A 17027-nucleotide genomic window follows, 5' to 3' on the forward strand; every position below is an offset into this window, starting at 1 on the left:
GGGCCGGATCACGGGCCTTGATGGAATCGAGATAAGCACCGAGTTCCCGAAACATATATTTCCTCCGGATGTTGCGAAGACCATAAACTAGGCACGACAGGCAGGGATTTCCAGTTCTTTTTTGCAACCGACCTGGCATTGGTGCTTTTCAAAAGCATCGTTATCACTATATTAGATTAATATTCATCTACTGATCGAAGGCTTCGATAATGTCGACCTACCTGCCCACGCTCAAGCAACTGCAATATCTCGTGGCACTGAAAGAACATGGCCATTTCGGCAAGGCGGCGGAATCCTGTTTCGTCACCCAGTCGACCCTTTCGGCCGGCATCAAGGAACTGGAAGCGCTGCTCGATATCGTGCTGGTCGAACGCACCCGCAGGGTGGTCCGTTTCACCGAATTGGGCAACCAGATGGTCGAGAAGGCCTATCGCATCCTGCGCGAGGCGGAAGAGCTTTCCGAAATGGCGCGGTCCGCCGGCAAACCGCTGGCGGGGGATATCCGGATGAGCGTCATTCCGACCATCGCGCCCTTTCTCCTGCCGCGCCTTTTGCCGCAATTGCGCAAGGAACGTCCGGAACTAAAACTCTATCTGAAAGAAGAAACCAGTCAGGCGGCCTGCGATTCCCTGCATCATGGCCATGCCGACTGCGTTCTGCTGGCGCAACCCTTCCCCTGCGGTGATGTCGAGGCAGAGGTGCTGTTCAGCGACGAGATATTCGTGGCATTCCCGAAAGATGATCCGCGGGATCCGCCACCCCAGGTCGATCCGGCGACCATCGATGAAACACAATTGTTGCTGCTCGAAGACGGCCATTGCCTGAAGGACCATGCCCTCGCCGCCTGCAACCGGCCGGAATTGAGGGCCTCCGCGCGGATGATGGGAACCTCGCTGCACACGCTGGTGCAAATGGTCGATAATGGACTGGGCCTGACGCTGCTTCCGAAAATGGCGATCGACAGCGGCATATTGAACCACACGAATATCGTGGCAAGACCTCTGCGTTCAGATCGCGCGACGCGCGATATCGCACTGGTCTGGCGGAAGAACAGTCCCCGGCGCAGCGAGTTTCAGTTGCTGGCCGAAATCATGAAAGGCGCGCAGCACTGGGTCTCGAAAAACCAGTCGTAGCGCTTCTCTATTTTTCCCATTTTGCGAGGCATCGACATCGGACGCGCGTTCTTCGATCCATTTCGTCGCGCCGTCTGTCCGGGTTTCCTTCTTCCAGAACGGAGCCACGGTCTTGAGCTTGTCCATGATGAAGGAACAAGATTCGATTGCCGCGCCGCGATGATCGGATCCGGTCACCACCAGTACAATATTCTCCCCAACCGACAATTTCCCAACGCGGTGGATGATCGTGACCGCGTGTAGCGGCCAGTCGGCCAGCGCGGTTTCCGCGATCCTGCGCAAGGCCTTGTCGGTCATTGCCGGATAATGTTCCAGTTCAAGCGATTGCAGCTTGCCGTCATCGCGAACCTGCCCGACAAAGCTGGCGATCGCGCCGCCGCCCTGTCTTGCAACGTTAGCCGTTTCGACTCCGATGTCGAAATCCTCCGTCCCGACGATTAATTTGATCATCCGCCCGTTACCGGCGGAAAAATCGCCAGCTCCTGCGCCGACCCGACCGGGGTTGCCAGGACAGCATAATCCTGATCGAGGGCGAAACGCAATTTCCCCGTATCGGCGAAAATTTCGGCATAGATACCGCCTCGATCAACCAACATGGTCAGGACATCGCCGATTGTCCCGGTGTCGTCGTCCAGTTGCACCCGCTCCTGGTCCATGCCAAGCCGTTCCCGCACCCAGGCGAAATAGACTATGTCGAGCGAACGCGTCATCAGTCCATATGCTTCAGGCCGACGCGCAGATAATCCCAGCCCGTGATCAGGGTCAGGATCGCTGCGGCCCACAAAGTCCACAGACCGACGGTCTGGACGACCGGAAATTGCGGCAGGCCGCCCGCCAGAATGAGCGCGCCGAGCGAAATCATCTGAAAACCGGTCTTCCACTTGGCGAGTTGCGACACGGGCACGCTGATCTGCAGTCCGGCGAGAAACTCCCGGAGCCCGGAAACGGTGATTTCACGTAACAATATAACAATCGCCGCGATCGTGTGCCATCCATTGATATCGCGGGTGAAGATCAGCATCAGCACAACTGCAGCGACCATGATCTTGTCGGCGATCGGGTCTAGAAATATGCCCAGTTTGGATACCGTGCCCTGCGACCGCGCAAGATAGCCGTCGAAATAGTCGGTCACCGCCATCAGGCAATAGAGACCGAAGGTCAGCAGATAATCAATCGGAAGCGGTTGCGAGCGGGCCGTCTCGAAGTTCGGCCAGAGCAGAAAAACCAGAATCGGCACCGCGAATATCCGCGAGAGCGTCAATATGTTCGGCAAGTTCAGCATCGTGGCTCTCGCATAGACAGATTTCCGCGAAATGAAAATTGTTTCAGCCTACCTGAGCGGAAATTCCTCAACCGGGCTATTCGCGATGGGATTTGACCCCAAGGCTGAATGGGCTAAGGATGGGGCAACGCCCTTCCTTCGCTCGAAAAGAGATTTTCATATTATGCAAAATACTGCGCATTTGCTGCGGACGCGAAGGTTTTTGCCGCTGTTCCTGACCCAGTTGCTCGGGGCATTTAACGACAATCTCTTCAAATTTTCGATGGTCATTCTTGTGACCTACGGCATTTACGAGAGCGAATCCGAGGATTTCGCGTTCAATGCCCTGGCTTCCGGCCTGTTCATCCTGCCGTTCTTCCTGTTCTCGTCGCTCGCCGGCCAGCTGGCAGACAATTACGACAAGGCGCGAATCACGCGCTTCGTCAAAACGCTGGAGATATTCATCGCTATTGTCGGCGGGATCGGGCTGTGGCTGCATTCGATTCCGGTCATGCTGACCGCCTTGTTTCTTCTGGGCCTGCAATCCACCTTTTTCGGTCCGATAAAATATGCGGTTCTCCCGCAACATCTGGAGAAAGATGAGGTGCTTGCCGGAACCGGACTGGTCGAAGCGGGAACCTATATCGCGATTTTGGCGGGTACGATTCTGGGCGGGATCATCATCGATCGCGATGGCAACGGCGTAGAGATCGCGGTCGCCGCGGTTTTCGTGGTCGCTCTGATCGGCCGTATCGCCGCCCAGTTCATGCCGCCGGCCCCGGCGCAAAAGAGGTCGAGAAGATCGACTATAATTTTGTACGCTCCTCGATCCGGCTGATTTCCGCGACCCTGCACGTCCGCCGACTATATCTTGCCATTATCGCGATCAGCTTTTTCTGGACCATAGGATCGGTGATGATCATCCAGTTTCCACCGCTGGTGGAAAATGTGCTTACGGCCACGCCGCAAGTCGCCAGCCTTTTTCTCGGCGTATTCTCCATCGGCATCGCGATCGGATCCGTTCTGGTCAACCGGTTGCTCAAAAGCGAGGTTTCGGCGCGTTTTGCCCCGGCTAGCGTGATCCTGATGGGAGTATTCGTCCTCATTCTCTATTTTATAGCACGCAGCTGGCAGGGCTTGCCGGACGGCCAGCTCTATACGTTCGAAACCTTCATCGTCCATGATGGTGCATGGGCGCTACTGGGCACGCTCGGCGGTGTTTCGATATTCGGGGGTATGTTCGTCGTGCCCCTATATGCCTTTCTGACGACCACGGTCGATATCAGCCAGACCGCGCGCACGATTGCCGCGAACAATGTCGTCAATTCGGGCTGTATGGTCATGGGCGCCCTGGTCGCACTGGGACTCAGCATGCTGGGCGTTTCCACGACCGAACAGTTGTTGCTGGTTGCGGCCATGTGCCTGGTGGCGGCATGGCTTGGCCAGCAGCTTCACCGCGCCTGCGACTAGACGGTCGCCAGAAGCGTTTCAGACAATGAACATGTAAAACGCAGTAAAGAAGGCAAGGAAGCTAAGCAGAAACAGGCTGACGTCTTCCCCGAGTCCCTTTTGCTTTGCGACCGATACTCTGTCCGAATCTTGCTTGTCTGTCCCGATATCCGCGATTTTTAGCGGTAAGCCGCGGCGGAAGCTGTGCCGTAAGCCGTCATCCGGCAGAATCAATGGTCTCGAAGTCTCTCTATCCATGGCCTTGGTTAACAACTTGTTAGGCATATGTTCCAGCCCGAAATCGGCCGCTGTGGTTAACGTCTTGAATTGGCACAGGCCTTGGAACCCTAGGGCTACAGGAACCGGGCCCGGCATAAATTAACCTTGGACAGGCCGGATTTAGTTAAGCGCTCAATTTATCAGGCAAAATTAAGACCTGTGTGATCTTTGCAACTGATTGGCGATATTGTGATTTTCAACAATAAGATGGTTGATTTCAGTAGGCTGTTATGCCAAAGATCGCTGCGTATTAAGTGAAATGCGAAACCCTGAAGGAGCAAATTATGCGTTTCGGTAAAATTGGAATGGCTGCAGCTGCAGCCGCATCGCTTGTAAGCGCACCCGTTTTGGCTCAGGCTACCCAGCCTGTTTCTTCTGTTGCACGTACCAGCGCAACTGTTGAAGGCGAAAATGATCTCGAAGGCGGCTCCGGTATCATCATTGCAATTCTTGCAGCAGCAGCAGTGATTGCTGGCATCATCATCGCAGCCGACGGCAGCGAAGATACGCCAACCTCCCCCTGAACCAGTTCAGACACAGAATTTGAAAATGGCGGCCCTTCGGTCGCCATTTTTTTGGCTGTTCGGCTCATGGGAAGCGTCAATCTCGCGTTCTGTTTTCAGACGTGAGGACAAGCCGCAAAGCCTTTGGTTGCACATTCGGAACAGACTACCCATATCTGGTTTCATGACAGAAAATCAGCAACATGGCCTGCAACAATGGCACGGCACAACAATCCTATCGGTACGGAAAAATGGCAAGGTCGTCGTCGTAGGCGACGGTCAGGTATCGATGGGTCAGACGGTAATGAAGCGCAATGCCCGTAAGGTGCGGCAATTGCACGACGGCTCGGTGATCGGTGGCTTTGCCGGCGCGACTGCCGATGCCTTCACCCTGTTCGAGCGGCTCGAAGCCAAACTGGAACGGCATAACGGGCAATTGATGCGCGCGGCTGTCGAACTTGCCAAGGACTGGCGTACCGACAAATATCTGCGCAATCTGGAAGCGTTGATGATCGTGGCCGACAAGGATATCACGCTCATCCTGACCGGTAACGGAGACGTTCTGGAGCCCAATGAAGGCATAGCGGCGATCGGTTCGGGCGGAAATTTTGCGCTCTCGGCCGCTCGCGCCCTGATGGATTACGAAAAAGACGCAGAAAAGCTCGCCAGAAAGGCGATGGAGATCGCCGCAGAGATCTGTGTCTATACCAATGACCAGACCACGATCGAAATGCTCGACAGCGAAAGCTGAATATAGTCAGCCCCGTAATATCAAGAATGAAGAGAAAATCAGCATGCAGGCGAACCTGACCCCCAAAACCATCGTCAAGTCACTGGACGAGCATATAATTGGACAGCAAGATGCCAAGCGCGCTGTCGCCGTTGCCCTGCGCAACCGCTGGCGCCGCCAGAGGCTTCCCGCCGAACTGCGCGAGGAAGTTACGCCCAAGAATATCCTGATGATCGGCCCCACGGGCTGCGGCAAGACGGAGATTTCGCGGCGTCTGGCAAAACTGGCCGATGCGCCCTTTATCAAGGTTGAAGCCACCAAGTTTACGGAAGTCGGCTATGTCGGTCGCGACGTCGAGCAGATTGCCCGCGATCTGGCTGAGGAAGCCGTGCGGCTGGAACGCGAGCGCCGGAGAATGGCAGTGCACGAGGCGGCGGCGGAAGCGCCATGAACCGCCTGCTCGATGTATTGTGTGGCGAGAATGCCAGCGAAGCCACACGCGAAAGCTTTCGCCAGCGGGTGGTCGACAATCATATGAACGACACCGAGATCGAGATCGAGGTCGAAGACACGCCCAATATGCCGATGGATATTCCCGGCATGGGTGGCCAGGTCGGCATGATCAACCTCTCGGACATGATGGGAAAGGCATTCAACCAGACGCGTATGAAACGCCGCAAGATGCGGGTAGCGGACGCATGGGACAAACTGGTCGAGGAAGAATCCGACAAACGTCTCGATGACGAGGATATCTCGCGCGCCGCAATCACCGACGCCGAATCCAACGGCATTGTCTTTTTGGACGAGATCGACAAGATCGCGGTCAGCGATGTGCGCGGCGGATCGGTCAGCCGGGAAGGCGTCCAACGCGACCTGCTTCCATTGATCGAGGGGACGACGGTTGCGACCAAATATGGTCCGATGAAAACCGATCATATCCTGTTCATCGCCTCCGGTGCCTTTTCGATATCGAAACCCAGCGATATGCTTCCCGAATTGCAGGGCCGCCTGCCCATCCGGGTGGAATTGCGAGCGCTGACCGAGGCTGATTTCGTCCGAATATTGACCGAGACCCGGGCCAATCTGCCGGAACAATATGTCGCCTTGCTCGGGACGGAAGATGTCACGATCAAGATCACTGACGATGCAATCGGAAAACTGGCCGAAATTGCCGCGAACGTGAACGAAACAGTCGAGAATATCGGCGCGCGGCGGCTGCAGACGGTCATGGAAAAACTGCTAGAGGAAATCAGCTTCAACGCAGAGGACCGGGCTGGCGAGGAAATCGTCATCGACAGGGCCTATGTCGAGAAACAGCTTTCCGATGTCGCGAAGGATACCGACCTGTCCAAATATGTGTTGTGATGGTAAAAGCGGATAGTCGCCGGCGCTTTTCTGCTTGTTACAGAAGGCTCTGTCATTTGAAAACCGGATGGCAGGACTGTAACGCAATCGCCTGGCTCCGCGAAAAAGGCAGAGACAAACGAAAAGAGAATGTGATGATACGAACCGCTTTGACATTGTCTTCCGTTGCAGCGCTGGCCCTGTCGGCCTGCACCGAACCGGCGTCGGATACAGCTAGCGAAGCTGCCGGCGAGACGGAAAGCAAACCGGCAACCGTGATTGAACCCGTTACCGCGGCAGAAAGCATCGATGCCGGACTGGCCGTGGGTGAACAGGTCCCCCTGGACGTCCGCCTACTGGCCAATGACCGCGAAACGAATTTCAGCGCAATTCTGGAGGATGGCCCTGCCCTCGTGGTGTTCACGCGGTCGGTCGAATGGTGCCCTTATTGTCAGACACAGTTGAAGTCGATCAACGCGATTGTCGATGATCTGAAGGAGCGCGGCTATACGCTTTATGGCCTCAGCTATGACAGCCCGGCGCAGCAGGACCGTTTTTCGAAGAACCAGATGCTGCAATATGAAATGCTGTCCGACCAGTCTTCGGCGGTGATCGACGGCTTCGGGCTGCGGGATCCGCAATATACTGAAGGGCGCGCCGCCGGCGTGCCATATGCATCGGTCTATCTGATCGACAAAAGCGGCACGGTCATCGCAAAAACGGTATCCGGTGACTATAAAAAGCGGCCGAGCAACGAACAGATCCTGGCGCTCGTCGACTCCATCTAACCATCGGCTTTTGCCGGCTAATTGCTGGCAGCTTTATCTTCTCTGCGGGCCTTCGGTTCATTGTCATTGGCGGCCAGACGATCGGATTCGGGTAGCACAGCAAGCTTCCATTTCTTGGCATCATCCAGATATTTGACAGCCAGGGCCTGCACCTCTTCCGGGGTGATGGCCGTATAATCGCGCAACAAAGTTTGCAGCGCCGTAAATTTCCGGGGATTATAGCTCGCGCCTTCCAGCTGGCTCATCCAGAAACTATTGCCACTGGAGGCTCGGGCGATCAACTGACGCAGGGGCTCCACAACCCTTTGCAATTCATCCGCGCTGACTGGTTTCTCGCGCAAATCCTCGGCGATCAGGTCGACGACATTGTAGAAGCGATCAATATTATCGGGTGTCAGCTGACTTTGCGCGCCAATATAGCCTCCCGATTCGAACTCGACCGGCCAGCTGTTGATGACTTGCGGACTGTAGCTGGCGCCCTGCTGAGAGCGCAGTATCTCGAACAGCCGGTCATTGAAAATCGAGGCCAGCACTTCCAGCTTGCGGCTTTCGCGGACATTGTCGAGTCCGCCACCGGTCGGCCATGCGACCATGGCAGCCGCCCTTTCCCTGTCCCCCTTGTGGACCAATATTTCCGGCCCGGCTTGCGGCGTCGGGAATTGCGGAGCAAGGGCATCGGGCACAATCGCCTGGGCCTCGCGCTTTTTCAATGCGCCGAATGTCTTGAGAATGGACTCGACCGCCTCGTCGCGATCGAAGTCACCGAACAGCATCACTTCGATCGGCCCGCTGGCCAGTATCGGTTTCCAGAATGTCCGGAAATTTTCTGCTGTCAGCTGGTTGAAATCCTCCTTGTCCGGCGTCTTCCAGCGCGGATCCTTGCCACGGACCAGCCATTCAAGATCGCGTCCCAGGACCGCCTGGGGCGAAGCGGAGAAGCTGTCATAGCTGATCAGTGCTGCGGCTTTGCTGCGGATGACAGGCGCTGCGTCCCAGCGCGGGAACGCGAGTTTCGCCGCTATCAGATGCAGTTGATCTTCAAGATCAGACGGCCGGGTGTCGGCCGAAATCTCGAACGCGTCATTGTCGATCCCGAAGGCCAGACCGATCCGCCGTCCGGTCGTGATCTTGTCCAGTTCTTCCTGTCCGAGATCACCGACACCGCTGGCCATCAGCGCCATGGCACCCGACCATGCCAGCGTTTCCTGTTCGGAGGACAGGCCGCTATAGCCCTTGCCGAAGCGGACATTGACCATGATCTTGTTACGCTCGGCGTTGTTCGGGAACATCAGCACCCTGACGCCATTGGCCAGCACCAGTTTTTCGATATCGAACCGGTCATTTTTTCGGTGGACAGGACCGCGCCTTTTTTCCCGATCTTTTTCAGGGTTTCAAATCCGATATCGGACTGGGTGACACGCACATCGCTCGCCGCGTCGACGGTGCGCTGCAGGGCCTGGGCCAGCCTGACATTGCCATTGTCAACAACATCTGGAGATGTCAGCAAAGCGCGCGTAGCAACGCCGGTGAATAGTTTCTGCGTTGAGCCGAGCAGCCGCTCCGGCGTGTACATATCCCGCATCGCGCGAAATACATCGAGCGCGACCTGCGGCGTGGCTATGGTCTCGCGAATATCTACAGCGTTGACGATGTCGTCGGCCTGCTTGCGGGCAGCTTCGGTCTGATAGCTTTCCACTCCGATCGCCAGCGCGGCATCAAATTCTGCAATCTCCCGAGCTATATCCTGTTCGGACGGCGCGGTGGTCGTCGCGTCGGCGATAACGGCCCGCACATCCTCGAGCGCGGCTTCCCAGTCGTCGCCCAGCGGAATGATGTTGATAAAGGTTCCGTCCACGGAACGGCTGACATCATCCTGGCCGACACTTGCCTGCAAATAACTGCCTCCGGCTCGCGCCCGGGCTTCCAGTCGGCGATTGATCAGTTGCAATGCAAGGAGATCAATCAATATTTGCTGGTTATATTCTATCGTATCCTCGACCTGTTCCCAGGGGCGCGCGATGACCATCGAGATGAAACGGGGCAATGTGGGTTCGATGACGATCCGGCTGATTTCCGCATTGTCCCGGACTTCCCCAAAATCGGGAATGATGCCCGCTTCGCCTTTGCCCTGCCATTGCGAGAAATGCTTGTTCAGCAATTCCTCGAACAGCGCCGGGTCTCCGTCGCCGGCAATGACGATCACGGCCATCTCGGGGCGATACCAGCGCTGATGGAAAAGTTGCAGCATTTGCGGCGTGGCCGCGCCCAATGTTTCCGGCGTGCCGATCGGCGCCCGTTCCGCGAGGCGCTGGCCAGCAAAGAAAAGTTCGCGGGTCGCGTTTTGCACATCCGACTGGGGACCAGCGCGTTCGCGCAATTCCGCCAGTACCACGGGGCGCTCGGCGTTGACGGCCGTAATGCTCAGGCCCGGAGATTGTACCATGCCCGATAATATTTTGAGGCTCTCATCGAGACTGGCCCGGCTGGCATTGGGAAGGTCCAGCTCGTAAACGGTTTGCGTCGGTGTGGTCTCGGCATTGCTGTCGCTGCCGAAGGTTGCGCCCAGTCTCTGCCAGACACGCTTCGCCTCCCCATCGGCACATGGGTCGAACCGCGAAAGGTCAGGTGCTCCATGAAATGGGCAAACCCCTGTTCCTTTTCGGTCTCCATCAGTGAGCCGACATCGAGCCGCAAGCGGATCGAGACCTGCCCCGGCGGGACGCCATTATGCTTGACGGCGTAGCGCAACCCATTGTCCAGAACACCAAAGGTCCAGCTTTTGTCGACCGGCACATCGCTATTTTCGTAAAGCCAGGGCACTTCTTCTTCGGCCTGGGCCTCTTCTGCATGGGCCGTTACGGGGATCGCCAGCAGAGCAAACAGCAGCAACAACAGGGAAAGACGGGGAGACAGACGCGGGGATCTAGGTTTCATGCATCGGATATAAGCAGGCTCAATCTGACTGGCCAGTGAATATTCCCGTCATCCTCCTGCGTCTGCTTGTCTTTAGCCCTTGATCGCTCCGTATATAATCGCCAGATAACAGTCATGTTGATTGAAACCGAAAAACACCAAACCCGTCGACCCTCAAATTCCTGCTGGGGCAAACTGTGATGTCCGAGGGAACCCGCGACTTCGCCTCGCCGGAAGATGCCGAGGTATCTCCGCTGGCCGAAGCGCTATTCACGCTGGGCGACGTAACCGGCGTATTCTTCGGTTCGGATTTCATTTCGGTGACTTGCGGACCTGGCGCGGACTGGAGCGACCAGAAGCCGCAGGTGTTGAGCATCTTGCTCGACCATTTCTCGGCCGGATTGCCATTGTTCAAGCCGGGCAGCGCCGGCGAGATCATCGTGCCCCCCGAAGAGGAAGTGCACGATGATCCGGAAGACGCGGACATTGTCGCGCAGATCAAGGAACTGATCGAAACGCGGGTTCGACCGGCGGTTGCCAATGACGGCGGCGATATCATCTATCGCGGCTTCAACAAGGGCACGGTATTTCTGAAAATGCAGGGCGCATGCGCTGGGTGCCCGTCATCCACAGCAACACTGAAACATGGTATTGAGTCGCTGCTGAAACATTATGTTCCGGAAGTCACCGAAGTCCGGGCTGCTTAAATATTATCAGAAGTAAATATTATCAGAAGAAGGCAGAGCAATGAATTCTCCTCTCGGTCAAGCAGCGCTGGATCAGCTGTTTCTCGAAGCCCGCACCTATAATGGTTACCACGACAAGCCGGTTTCGGTAGAGCAACTGCACGCGATCTGGAATTTGATGAAAATGGGTCCAACCAGCGCCAACATGTTGCCGGCCCGTCTGATCTGGTGTCACAGCCAACAATCCCGCGATCGCCTGGCCGATCTGTCTGCCGAGGGCAATCAGGACAAGATACGCAAGGCGCCGGTCGCCGTGATCATAGGCATGGACCAGAATTTTCACGAGCATCTCCCGGAATTGTTCCCGCATGCCGATGCCAAAAGCTGGTTTGAGGGCGACGCCGAGGCCCGCAAAGTCCACGCGATGCGCAACAGCTCGCTCCAGGGCGCCTATTTTATTCTGGCCGCGCGCGCGCTCGGCCTCGACACCGGTCCGATGTCCGGCTTTGACAATGATGCCGTCGACAGGGAGTTTTTCGGCGACCAGCCCCATGTCAAATCGAATTTCATTTCGACTTTGGGCTATGGCGACCCGGCAACGATATTTGACCGCAGTCCGCGCCCGACATTCGACAAATTCAACAGCCTGATCTGACCGGTTGATGGGCGAGCGCCTTCTCGCGATCGACACGGCCAGCATCGCATGTTCCGTAGCGCTGTTCGAAGATGGAGCGCTGATCGCGTCGGAATATGCCGAAATCGGCCGCGGCCATGCGGAAAAGCTGATCCCGATGATCGCAAAACTACCCGAACGCGGCCACGCCAGCCGGATTCTGGTCAATTACGGCCCGGGTAGCTTTACCGGTGTCCGGATAGGCATCTCCGCTGCCAAGGCGCTCGCCCTGGCCTGGAGCGCGGAAATCCACGGATATAATTGCCTTGCGCTGGTAGCCGCGCAGGCGCTCGATCAGTTGGACCAGCCACAGCCGGTCTGCGTCGCGATGCTGGCCGGCCATGGTGAATATTTTCTGCAGAATTTTTCCGGAACAGGCGAACCGTCAGACGAATTTGCTTCGCTCACGCCCGAACAGGCCGCAAGCCGGGTTGATGCTGATGTGATAGCCGGATCCGCTGCGGTGGAACTGGCCGCACTGGTCGGTGGCAAAAGCATTTTCCGATATTGCCAAATGCCGCCCAAATCTCTTTAGTGTCCAGAGACATGAAAAATCTTCCTGCCAAACCAAATTACGGGCGCAAACCTGACGCCCAGCCAGCAAAACCGGTCTGATCGATGGCAACTCGCCAAAGCCCATGGGAGGATGAGGGTGTTGATCCGGTCGTTATCCGGACCGGCGATTTGAATGATCTGAGTGATGTCATGCACGTCATGGAACATGCCTTTCCAAAGACTTACGGCGAAGGATGGAATCACCATCAGTGTAGATCAATGCTTTCAATGCCTAATGCGAGACTATTGATTGCAGAATGCAAAGACATGATCTGCGGTTTTCTAATCAGTCGACAGGCTGCGGATGAAGAAGAACTTCTGATGATCGCGGTTTCGCCGGCCTATCAGAGCCGAGGCGTCGGCTACCAATTGCTCGACCAAATGTTAAAAACCGCACAAAGCCATGGGGTTTCTGCCGTTTTTCTGGAAATGAGAGCGGATAATACAGCGCAGAAACTCTATACCAAATTCGGTTTCGAAAGGATTGGACTGCGCAAGGCCTATTATACTGGCCCCAATAAGGAAAAATTCGACGCGGTTACTTACAAGGCAATGTTAACCATTTAAACTAATGTATCGGCGAGTTTGACTGTTGCAGCCAGCGACCTTTCGTGTAAATACCAGTGCGCAAAATATGCAATATAAAAATAATGGTCGCACAAAGGTATTAGAATATGACAGAGGAAGAAATTGCTCTGAATGAGACGTTGATTACGCTCACTTCAGACATTGTTGCTGCACATGTCAGCAATAACAGCGTCGCGGTATCTGATTTGCCGCTCATCATTAGCAGTGTTCACGGAGCGCTCGCCTCCCTTTCGGGGCAGGCAGCAGAGCAGGCACGTCCCGAGCCTGCTGTTCCGGTCAAATCATCAATAAAGCCGGATTATGTCATCTGCCTGGAAGATGGCAAGAAGCTGAAAATGCTGAAACGCCACCTGATGACACATTACGGGATGACGCCCGAAGATTATCGCGCGAAATGGGGCCTTCCCAACGATTATCCGATGGTTGCTCCCAATTATGCGGAAAAGCGCCGGCAACTTGCAAAGGCCATCGGCCTCGGCAAGAAAAAGGGTCAAAAGAAATAAACCGGTTTCTTATTGCGCTGAATTTGGAAAATTGCGGCACGCTTGCCGCAATTTTCCCTTTGCAATATGCCCTGCCCCGCATAGAGTCTTCCCCAGCGTAACGGAAAGGTTCCATGCCGCAAAAAATTGATCTTGAAGCACTATGTGCTGAAAAGGGCTCCGCATCACCGACCAGCGTCGGGTGATTGCCCGTGTCATATCCGATGCCGAGGATCATCCCGACGTCGAGACCCTGCACGAGCGCGCCTCAGCGGTAGATCCCCGTATTTCCATAGCGACCGTCTACCGGACGGTCCGCCTGTTTGAAGAAGCCGGCATTCTGGACCGTCACGATTTCGGCGACGGCCGGGCGCGTTATGAAGCGGTCCCGGAAGCCCATCACGATCATCTGATTGATGTCGAAACCGGAAAAGTCATCGAATTTGTCGATCCGGAGCTTGAGGCGTTACAGAAGCAGATTGCCGAAAAGCTCGGCTATCGCCTGGTTGACCACCGTATGGAGCTATATGGCGTATCACTCGCCAGAAAAACCTGAGGTGCCGCACCCCGACCCGGAGGCAAGGCCTTGTGACACCCAGCCAATGGCTTATCGGTTGTGGAGCGGAGCGTCACCAATGGGTTATCTGAGATTTGCCTTGCGCATGGCCATCCTGGTCATGGCCTTGGTTGTCTGCATCCCCTTTTACTACGTCTGGCGACTTTTCGGCCTGTCCAATCCCTGGCCGCGCACCTTTCTGAAAATTGCCGCCTTCGCCTGCGGCGCGCGCGTTAACATCGTCGGCACGCCGATCAAACGGGACGTCTTCTTCATATCCAATCATCTGTCGTGGGTGGATATTGCGATACTGGGCGGCCATAGCGGCACGGCTTTTGTGTCCAAGGAAGAAATCAGCCGATGGCCGGTAATCGGCTGGCTCTGCAAGCTCAACGATACGGTCTTCGTCTCTCGATCAGACCGGATGGGTATCGCGCAGCAGATAAACCAGTTGCGCGATGCCTTGGAAGAGACCTGGGCGATAACGATCTTCCCCGAGGGCACCACGACCGACGGCTCCACCCTGCTCCCTTTCAAAGCGCCTCTGCTGAAAGTGCTGGAGCCGCCCCCTCCCGGCATTCTGGTGCAGCCGATTTTCCTGAACTACGGACAATATGCCCATGAGGTCAGCTGGACCGGCGAAGAGAGCGCTCAGGCGAATGCCTGGCGGCTACTGACCCGTCGCAGCAGTTTTCTGGTCGAAGTCCATTTTCTCGAGCCATTCGATCCGGACCATTATTCCTGTCGCAAGGATATCGCAGCAGAGGCGAGACGACGGATTGTCGAGCCGCTTTCGGCTTCCCTGGGGGGCAAACCCATTGTATAGGCGCGCTCTATGACCCAGGCTGATCCCAAAAATTCCATATAAAATCCTTCGGCTGCCAGATGAACGTCTATGATGGCGAGCGGATGTCAGAACTGCTCGTCGACCAGGGTATGAGCGCGGCGGAAAGCGGCGAAGACGCCGACCTTGTTGTGCTGAATACTTGCCACATCCGCGAGAAGGCGGTCGACAAGGTCTATTCGGATATCGGACGCCTGCGCCGCAAAGACGGCAGCAGCCCGATGATCGCGGTTGCCGGTTGCGTCGCGCAGGCGGAGGGCAAGGAAATCTCCCGCCGCGCGCCCAGCGTCGACATTGTCATCGGACCACAGGCTTATCACCGGCTGCCGGAACTGATGGAGGTTGCGAAATCGGGCAAGAAGGCGCTCGACACGGACATGCCAGCGATATCGAAATTCGACATCCTGCCCTCCCGCGGCAAACAGGCCCGGCCGACCGCCTTTCTGACGGTTCAGGAAGGTTGCGACAAATTCTGTACTTACTGCGTGGTGCCCTATACACGCGGCGCTGAAATTTCGCGCCCGTGGGCAGATCTGGTCAACGAAGCGAAGGCTCTGGTCGATGGCGGCGCCTGTGAAATCACATTGCTCGGCCAGAATGTGAATGCATGGACCGGCGAGGATGACAAGGGCCGGCACCAGGGGCTCGACGGCCTGATCCGCGCGCTGGACAGGATCGAGGGTCTGAAGCGGATTCGCTATATGACCAGCCATCCGAATGACATGACCGATGGCCTGGTCACGGCCCACGGCGAGGTTGGCTCGCTCATGCCCTTCCTGCATCTGCCCGTGCAATCGGGGAGCGACAGGATCCTCAAGGCGATGAACCGTTCGCACAGCGCGCAAAGCTATCTCGATATTCTCGAACAGATGCGCAAGGTGCGGCCGGATATTGCGCTGTCCGGCGACTTCATCGTCGGTTTCCCCGGAGAAACCGATCAGGACTTCGAAGAGACCTTGCAGATTGTGCGCGAAGCCAATTATTCTCAGGCCTTCTCGTTCAAATATTCCCCCCGTCCGGGCACACCCGCGGCGGGAATGGACGAGCAGATTGCTCCGGAAGTGATGGACGAGCGGCTGCAGAGACTGCAGGCCCTGCTCAACGAACAGCAATATGCGTTCAACCAGCAGACCGTCGGCAAGACAACCGATATCCTGCTTGAGCGCCAGGGCAAGCTGGATGGCCAGTTGATTGGGAAGACTCCTTGGCTGCAATCGGTCCATATCATTTCGCCGGATCTTGAAATCGGCGACCTGGTCGACGTCGAAATCACCCGTGCCGGCCCCAACAGCCTGACCGGCCAAATAAAAGAAAGACTTGCTGCCTGATGGCCCAGAAAACGAGGCCGGCAACACCGGCAATCTCACCACGGTGGATCTGGAATTTGACGATCCCCAGATATTGGGTGATCTGTTCGGTGAATATGACCGGAATATCGTGGCCATCGAGAACCGGCTCGGCGTCTATATCGCCGCTCGCGGCACGAAATTGAAGATCGAGGGTGAGGAAGAAGCCGTGTCCCAGGCGCGCGCGGTTCTGACCGGTATTTATAACCGTCTTGAACAAGGCCAAGAGATCGATGCCGGAGCGGTCGAGGCCATTATTGCCATGGCCGCCGATCCGCGCGTTGCAAAAGCCGCAAAACAGTCCTCAACCGGAGTAACGGCAAAGAAAGTGGATGTCGCCGACGCCCCGAAGGTCATGATCCGCACGCGCAAGAAGACGATTTTTCCGCGCTCCGTCCGGCAAGCCCATTATATGGAAGCCCTGGCTCGCGACGACATGATTTTCGCTCTGGGACCGGCAGGGACCGGCAAAACCTATCTCGCTGTAGCGCAAGCGGTGTCGCAGCTTGTCAGCGGTTCGGTGGACCGGCTCATCCTGTCCCGCCCAGCGGTCGAAGCGGGCGAGAAAATCGGCTTTCTTCCGGGCGATCTCAAAGAGAAAGTCGATCCGTTCCTGCGCCCTCTTTACGACGCGCTTTACGACACGCTACCCGCTGAGCAGGTCGAACGGCGGATTGAAAGCGGCGAAATCGAGATTGCTCCGATTGCCTTCATGCGTGGCCGGACGCTGTCCGATGCCTTTGTCATTCTCGACGAGGCCCAGAACACAACGGCCGCACAGATGAAAATGTTCCTCACCCGTTTTGGCATGAACAGCCGGATGGTAATTTGCGGCGACCCCAAACAGGTTGACTTGCCGCGCGAAGCCACTTCTGGACTGGCTGACGCGGTGTCCAA

The 17027-nt window shown here is 56.4% G+C and carries 17 protein-coding genes and 5 pseudogenes; 15 read left to right on the plus strand and 7 right to left on the minus strand.

Going from position 1 to position 17027, the window contains the following annotated elements; translation table 11 throughout:
• The first annotated feature begins 209 nt into the window (after positions 1-209).
• On the plus strand, positions 210-1133 hold the full coding sequence (locus C8024_RS17325) for a hydrogen peroxide-inducible genes activator (protein WP_173207452.1): 924 nt from the start codon (positions 210-212) through the stop codon (positions 1131-1133).
• Between the two features lie 120 nt (positions 1134-1253).
• Here the strand turns inward: C8024_RS17325 and C8024_RS22180 are convergent.
• The 3 genes and pseudogenes from C8024_RS22180 to pgsA all read right to left on the minus strand — a co-directional run.
• Positions 1254-1583: pseudogene (locus C8024_RS22180) on the minus strand (molybdenum cofactor biosynthesis protein MoaE); the annotation flags it as partial.
• The gene (gene moaD / locus C8024_RS17330) at positions 1580-1843 is read right to left on the minus strand and encodes a molybdopterin converting factor subunit 1 (RefSeq protein ID WP_100094686.1); all 264 of its coding nucleotides are present in this window, start codon (positions 1841-1843) and stop codon (positions 1580-1582) included. The gene moaD and the pseudogene C8024_RS22180, both read right to left, overlap by 4 nt.
• Positions 1843-2415, minus strand: coding sequence for a CDP-diacylglycerol--glycerol-3-phosphate 3-phosphatidyltransferase (pgsA, locus tag C8024_RS17335; protein WP_100095668.1), 573 nt, complete (start codon positions 2413-2415; stop codon positions 1843-1845). Before pgsA ends, moaD begins: the two co-directional genes overlap by 1 nt.
• A 163-nt stretch (positions 2416-2578) precedes the next feature.
• On the opposite strand from pgsA, the pseudogene C8024_RS17340 reads away from it, so the two are divergent.
• Positions 2579-3864: pseudogene (locus C8024_RS17340) on the plus strand (MFS transporter).
• An 18-nt stretch (positions 3865-3882) separates the two neighbouring features.
• Here C8024_RS17340 and C8024_RS17345 read toward each other — a convergent pair.
• Positions 3883-4218, minus strand: coding sequence for a hypothetical protein (locus C8024_RS17345; protein ID WP_254306051.1), 336 nt, complete (start codon positions 4216-4218; stop codon positions 3883-3885).
• Between the two features lie 188 nt (positions 4219-4406).
• On the opposite strand from C8024_RS17345, the gene C8024_RS17350 reads away from it, so the two are divergent.
• The 4 genes and pseudogenes from C8024_RS17350 (at position 4407) to C8024_RS17365 (ending at position 7487) form a co-directional block, all read left to right on the plus strand.
• Positions 4407-4646 carry a hypothetical protein gene (locus C8024_RS17350; protein ID WP_100094684.1) on the plus strand — a complete coding sequence of 80 codons (240 nt, stop codon included), beginning with the start codon at positions 4407-4409 and terminating at the stop codon, positions 4644-4646.
• Positions 4647-4809: 163 nt separating this feature from the next.
• A complete protein-coding gene (gene hslV, locus C8024_RS17355; protein ID WP_302051652.1) occupies positions 4810-5376 on the plus strand; it encodes an ATP-dependent protease subunit HslV in 567 nt (188 codons plus the stop codon).
• Between the two features lie 43 nt (positions 5377-5419).
• Positions 5420-6720 (plus strand): annotated as a pseudogene (hslU, locus tag C8024_RS17360) (ATP-dependent protease ATPase subunit HslU).
• Between the two features lie 134 nt (positions 6721-6854).
• Positions 6855-7487: a peroxiredoxin family protein gene (locus C8024_RS17365; protein WP_100094681.1), complete on the plus strand. Its 633-nt coding sequence runs from the start codon at positions 6855-6857 to the stop codon at positions 7485-7487.
• A gap of 17 nt (positions 7488-7504) precedes the next feature.
• Here the strand turns inward: C8024_RS17365 and C8024_RS23780 are convergent, their stop codons facing one another.
• From C8024_RS23780 to C8024_RS23790, 3 genes are read right to left on the minus strand one after another with little or no spacing between them, the layout of a single operon-like run.
• Complete coding sequence (locus C8024_RS23780) at positions 7505-8803, minus strand: M16 family metallopeptidase (protein ID WP_367947416.1); 1299 nt, start codon at positions 8801-8803, stop codon at positions 7505-7507.
• On the minus strand, positions 8776-9930 hold the full coding sequence (locus tag C8024_RS23785; RefSeq protein WP_367947417.1) for a M16 family metallopeptidase: 1155 nt from the start codon (positions 9928-9930) through the stop codon (positions 8776-8778). The genes C8024_RS23780 and C8024_RS23785 overlap by 28 nt, the downstream gene beginning before the upstream one ends.
• Positions 9909-10421 carry an insulinase family protein gene (locus C8024_RS23790; protein WP_367947418.1) on the minus strand — a complete coding sequence of 171 codons (513 nt, stop codon included), beginning with the start codon at positions 10419-10421 and terminating at the stop codon, positions 9909-9911. Before C8024_RS23790 ends, C8024_RS23785 begins: the two co-directional genes overlap by 22 nt.
• A gap of 114 nt (positions 10422-10535) precedes the next feature.
• Here C8024_RS23790 and C8024_RS17375 point away from each other — a divergent pair.
• From C8024_RS17375 to C8024_RS17415, 9 genes and pseudogenes are all read left to right on the plus strand, one after another.
• Positions 10536-11107, plus strand: a pseudogene (locus tag C8024_RS17375) (NifU family protein).
• 40 nt (positions 11108-11147) lie between these two features.
• The gene (locus tag C8024_RS17380; RefSeq protein ID WP_173207455.1) at positions 11148-11741 is read left to right on the plus strand and encodes a malonic semialdehyde reductase; all 594 of its coding nucleotides are present in this window, start codon (positions 11148-11150) and stop codon (positions 11739-11741) included.
• A 7-nt stretch (positions 11742-11748) separates the two neighbouring features.
• Positions 11749-12294 (plus strand): tRNA (adenosine(37)-N6)-threonylcarbamoyltransferase complex dimerization subunit type 1 TsaB, encoded by a 546-nt coding sequence (gene tsaB / locus C8024_RS17385; RefSeq protein ID WP_173207458.1) that lies wholly within the window; start codon positions 11749-11751, stop codon positions 12292-12294.
• 83 nt (positions 12295-12377) lie between these two features.
• Positions 12378-12881 carry a ribosomal protein S18-alanine N-acetyltransferase gene (gene rimI, locus C8024_RS17390; protein ID WP_173207462.1) on the plus strand — a complete coding sequence of 168 codons (504 nt, stop codon included), beginning with the start codon at positions 12378-12380 and terminating at the stop codon, positions 12879-12881.
• A 107-nt stretch (positions 12882-12988) separates the two neighbouring features.
• Positions 12989-13405, plus strand: a complete 417-nt coding sequence (locus C8024_RS17395; protein ID WP_100094675.1) for a MucR family transcriptional regulator — start codon at positions 12989-12991, stop codon at positions 13403-13405.
• 113 nt (positions 13406-13518) lie between these two features.
• Positions 13519-13940 (plus strand): annotated as a pseudogene (locus tag C8024_RS17400) (Fur family transcriptional regulator).
• 106 nt (positions 13941-14046) lie between these two features.
• The gene (locus C8024_RS17405; RefSeq protein ID WP_254306052.1) at positions 14047-14766 is read left to right on the plus strand and encodes a 1-acyl-sn-glycerol-3-phosphate acyltransferase; all 720 of its coding nucleotides are present in this window, start codon (positions 14047-14049) and stop codon (positions 14764-14766) included.
• 59 nt (positions 14767-14825) lie between these two features.
• Entirely contained in the window at positions 14826-16112 is a 1287-nt protein-coding gene (gene miaB, locus C8024_RS17410) for a tRNA (N6-isopentenyl adenosine(37)-C2)-methylthiotransferase MiaB (RefSeq protein ID WP_173207468.1), read from the plus strand.
• Positions 16105-17027: PhoH family protein (locus C8024_RS17415; protein ID WP_173207471.1), on the plus strand; the 923-nt coding region annotated here is incomplete at its 3' end. The genes miaB and C8024_RS17415, both read left to right, overlap by 8 nt.

This window comes from Sphingopyxis sp. BSNA05, assembly GCF_013265645.1.
Classification (GTDB): domain Bacteria; phylum Pseudomonadota; class Alphaproteobacteria; order Sphingomonadales; family Sphingomonadaceae; genus Parasphingorhabdus.

Bases quoted from the DNA above. Each gene is read 5' to 3' on its own strand.
- C8024_RS17325 (WP_173207452.1), top strand. From the start codon at position 210: ATGTCGACCTACCTGCCCACGCTCAAGCAACTGCAATATCTCGTGGCA.
- moaD (WP_100094686.1), bottom strand. From the start codon at position 1,843: ATGACGCGTTCGCTCGACATAGTCTATTTCGCCTGGGTGCGGGAACGG.
- pgsA (WP_100095668.1), bottom strand. From the start codon at position 2,415: ATGCTGAACTTGCCGAACATATTGACGCTCTCGCGGATATTCGCGGTG.
- C8024_RS17345 (WP_254306051.1), bottom strand. From the start codon at position 4,218: ATGCCGGGCCCGGTTCCTGTAGCCCTAGGGTTCCAAGGCCTGTGCCAA.
- C8024_RS17350 (WP_100094684.1), top strand. From the start codon at position 4,407: ATGCGTTTCGGTAAAATTGGAATGGCTGCAGCTGCAGCCGCATCGCTT.
- hslV (WP_302051652.1), top strand. From the start codon at position 4,810: ATGACAGAAAATCAGCAACATGGCCTGCAACAATGGCACGGCACAACA.
- C8024_RS17365 (WP_100094681.1), top strand. From the start codon at position 6,855: ATGATACGAACCGCTTTGACATTGTCTTCCGTTGCAGCGCTGGCCCTG.
- C8024_RS23785 (WP_367947417.1), bottom strand. From the start codon at position 9,930: ATGGTACAATCTCCGGGCCTGAGCATTACGGCCGTCAACGCCGAGCGC.
- C8024_RS23790 (WP_367947418.1), bottom strand. From the start codon at position 10,421: ATGAAACCTAGATCCCCGCGTCTGTCTCCCCGTCTTTCCCTGTTGTTG.
- C8024_RS17380 (WP_173207455.1), top strand. From the start codon at position 11,148: ATGAATTCTCCTCTCGGTCAAGCAGCGCTGGATCAGCTGTTTCTCGAA.
- tsaB (WP_173207458.1), top strand. From the start codon at position 11,749: ATGGGCGAGCGCCTTCTCGCGATCGACACGGCCAGCATCGCATGTTCC.
- rimI (WP_173207462.1), top strand. From the start codon at position 12,378: ATGGCAACTCGCCAAAGCCCATGGGAGGATGAGGGTGTTGATCCGGTC.
- C8024_RS17395 (WP_100094675.1), top strand. From the start codon at position 12,989: ATGACAGAGGAAGAAATTGCTCTGAATGAGACGTTGATTACGCTCACT.
- C8024_RS17405 (WP_254306052.1), top strand. From the start codon at position 14,047: ATGGCCATCCTGGTCATGGCCTTGGTTGTCTGCATCCCCTTTTACTAC.
- miaB (WP_173207468.1), top strand. From the start codon at position 14,826: ATGAACGTCTATGATGGCGAGCGGATGTCAGAACTGCTCGTCGACCAG.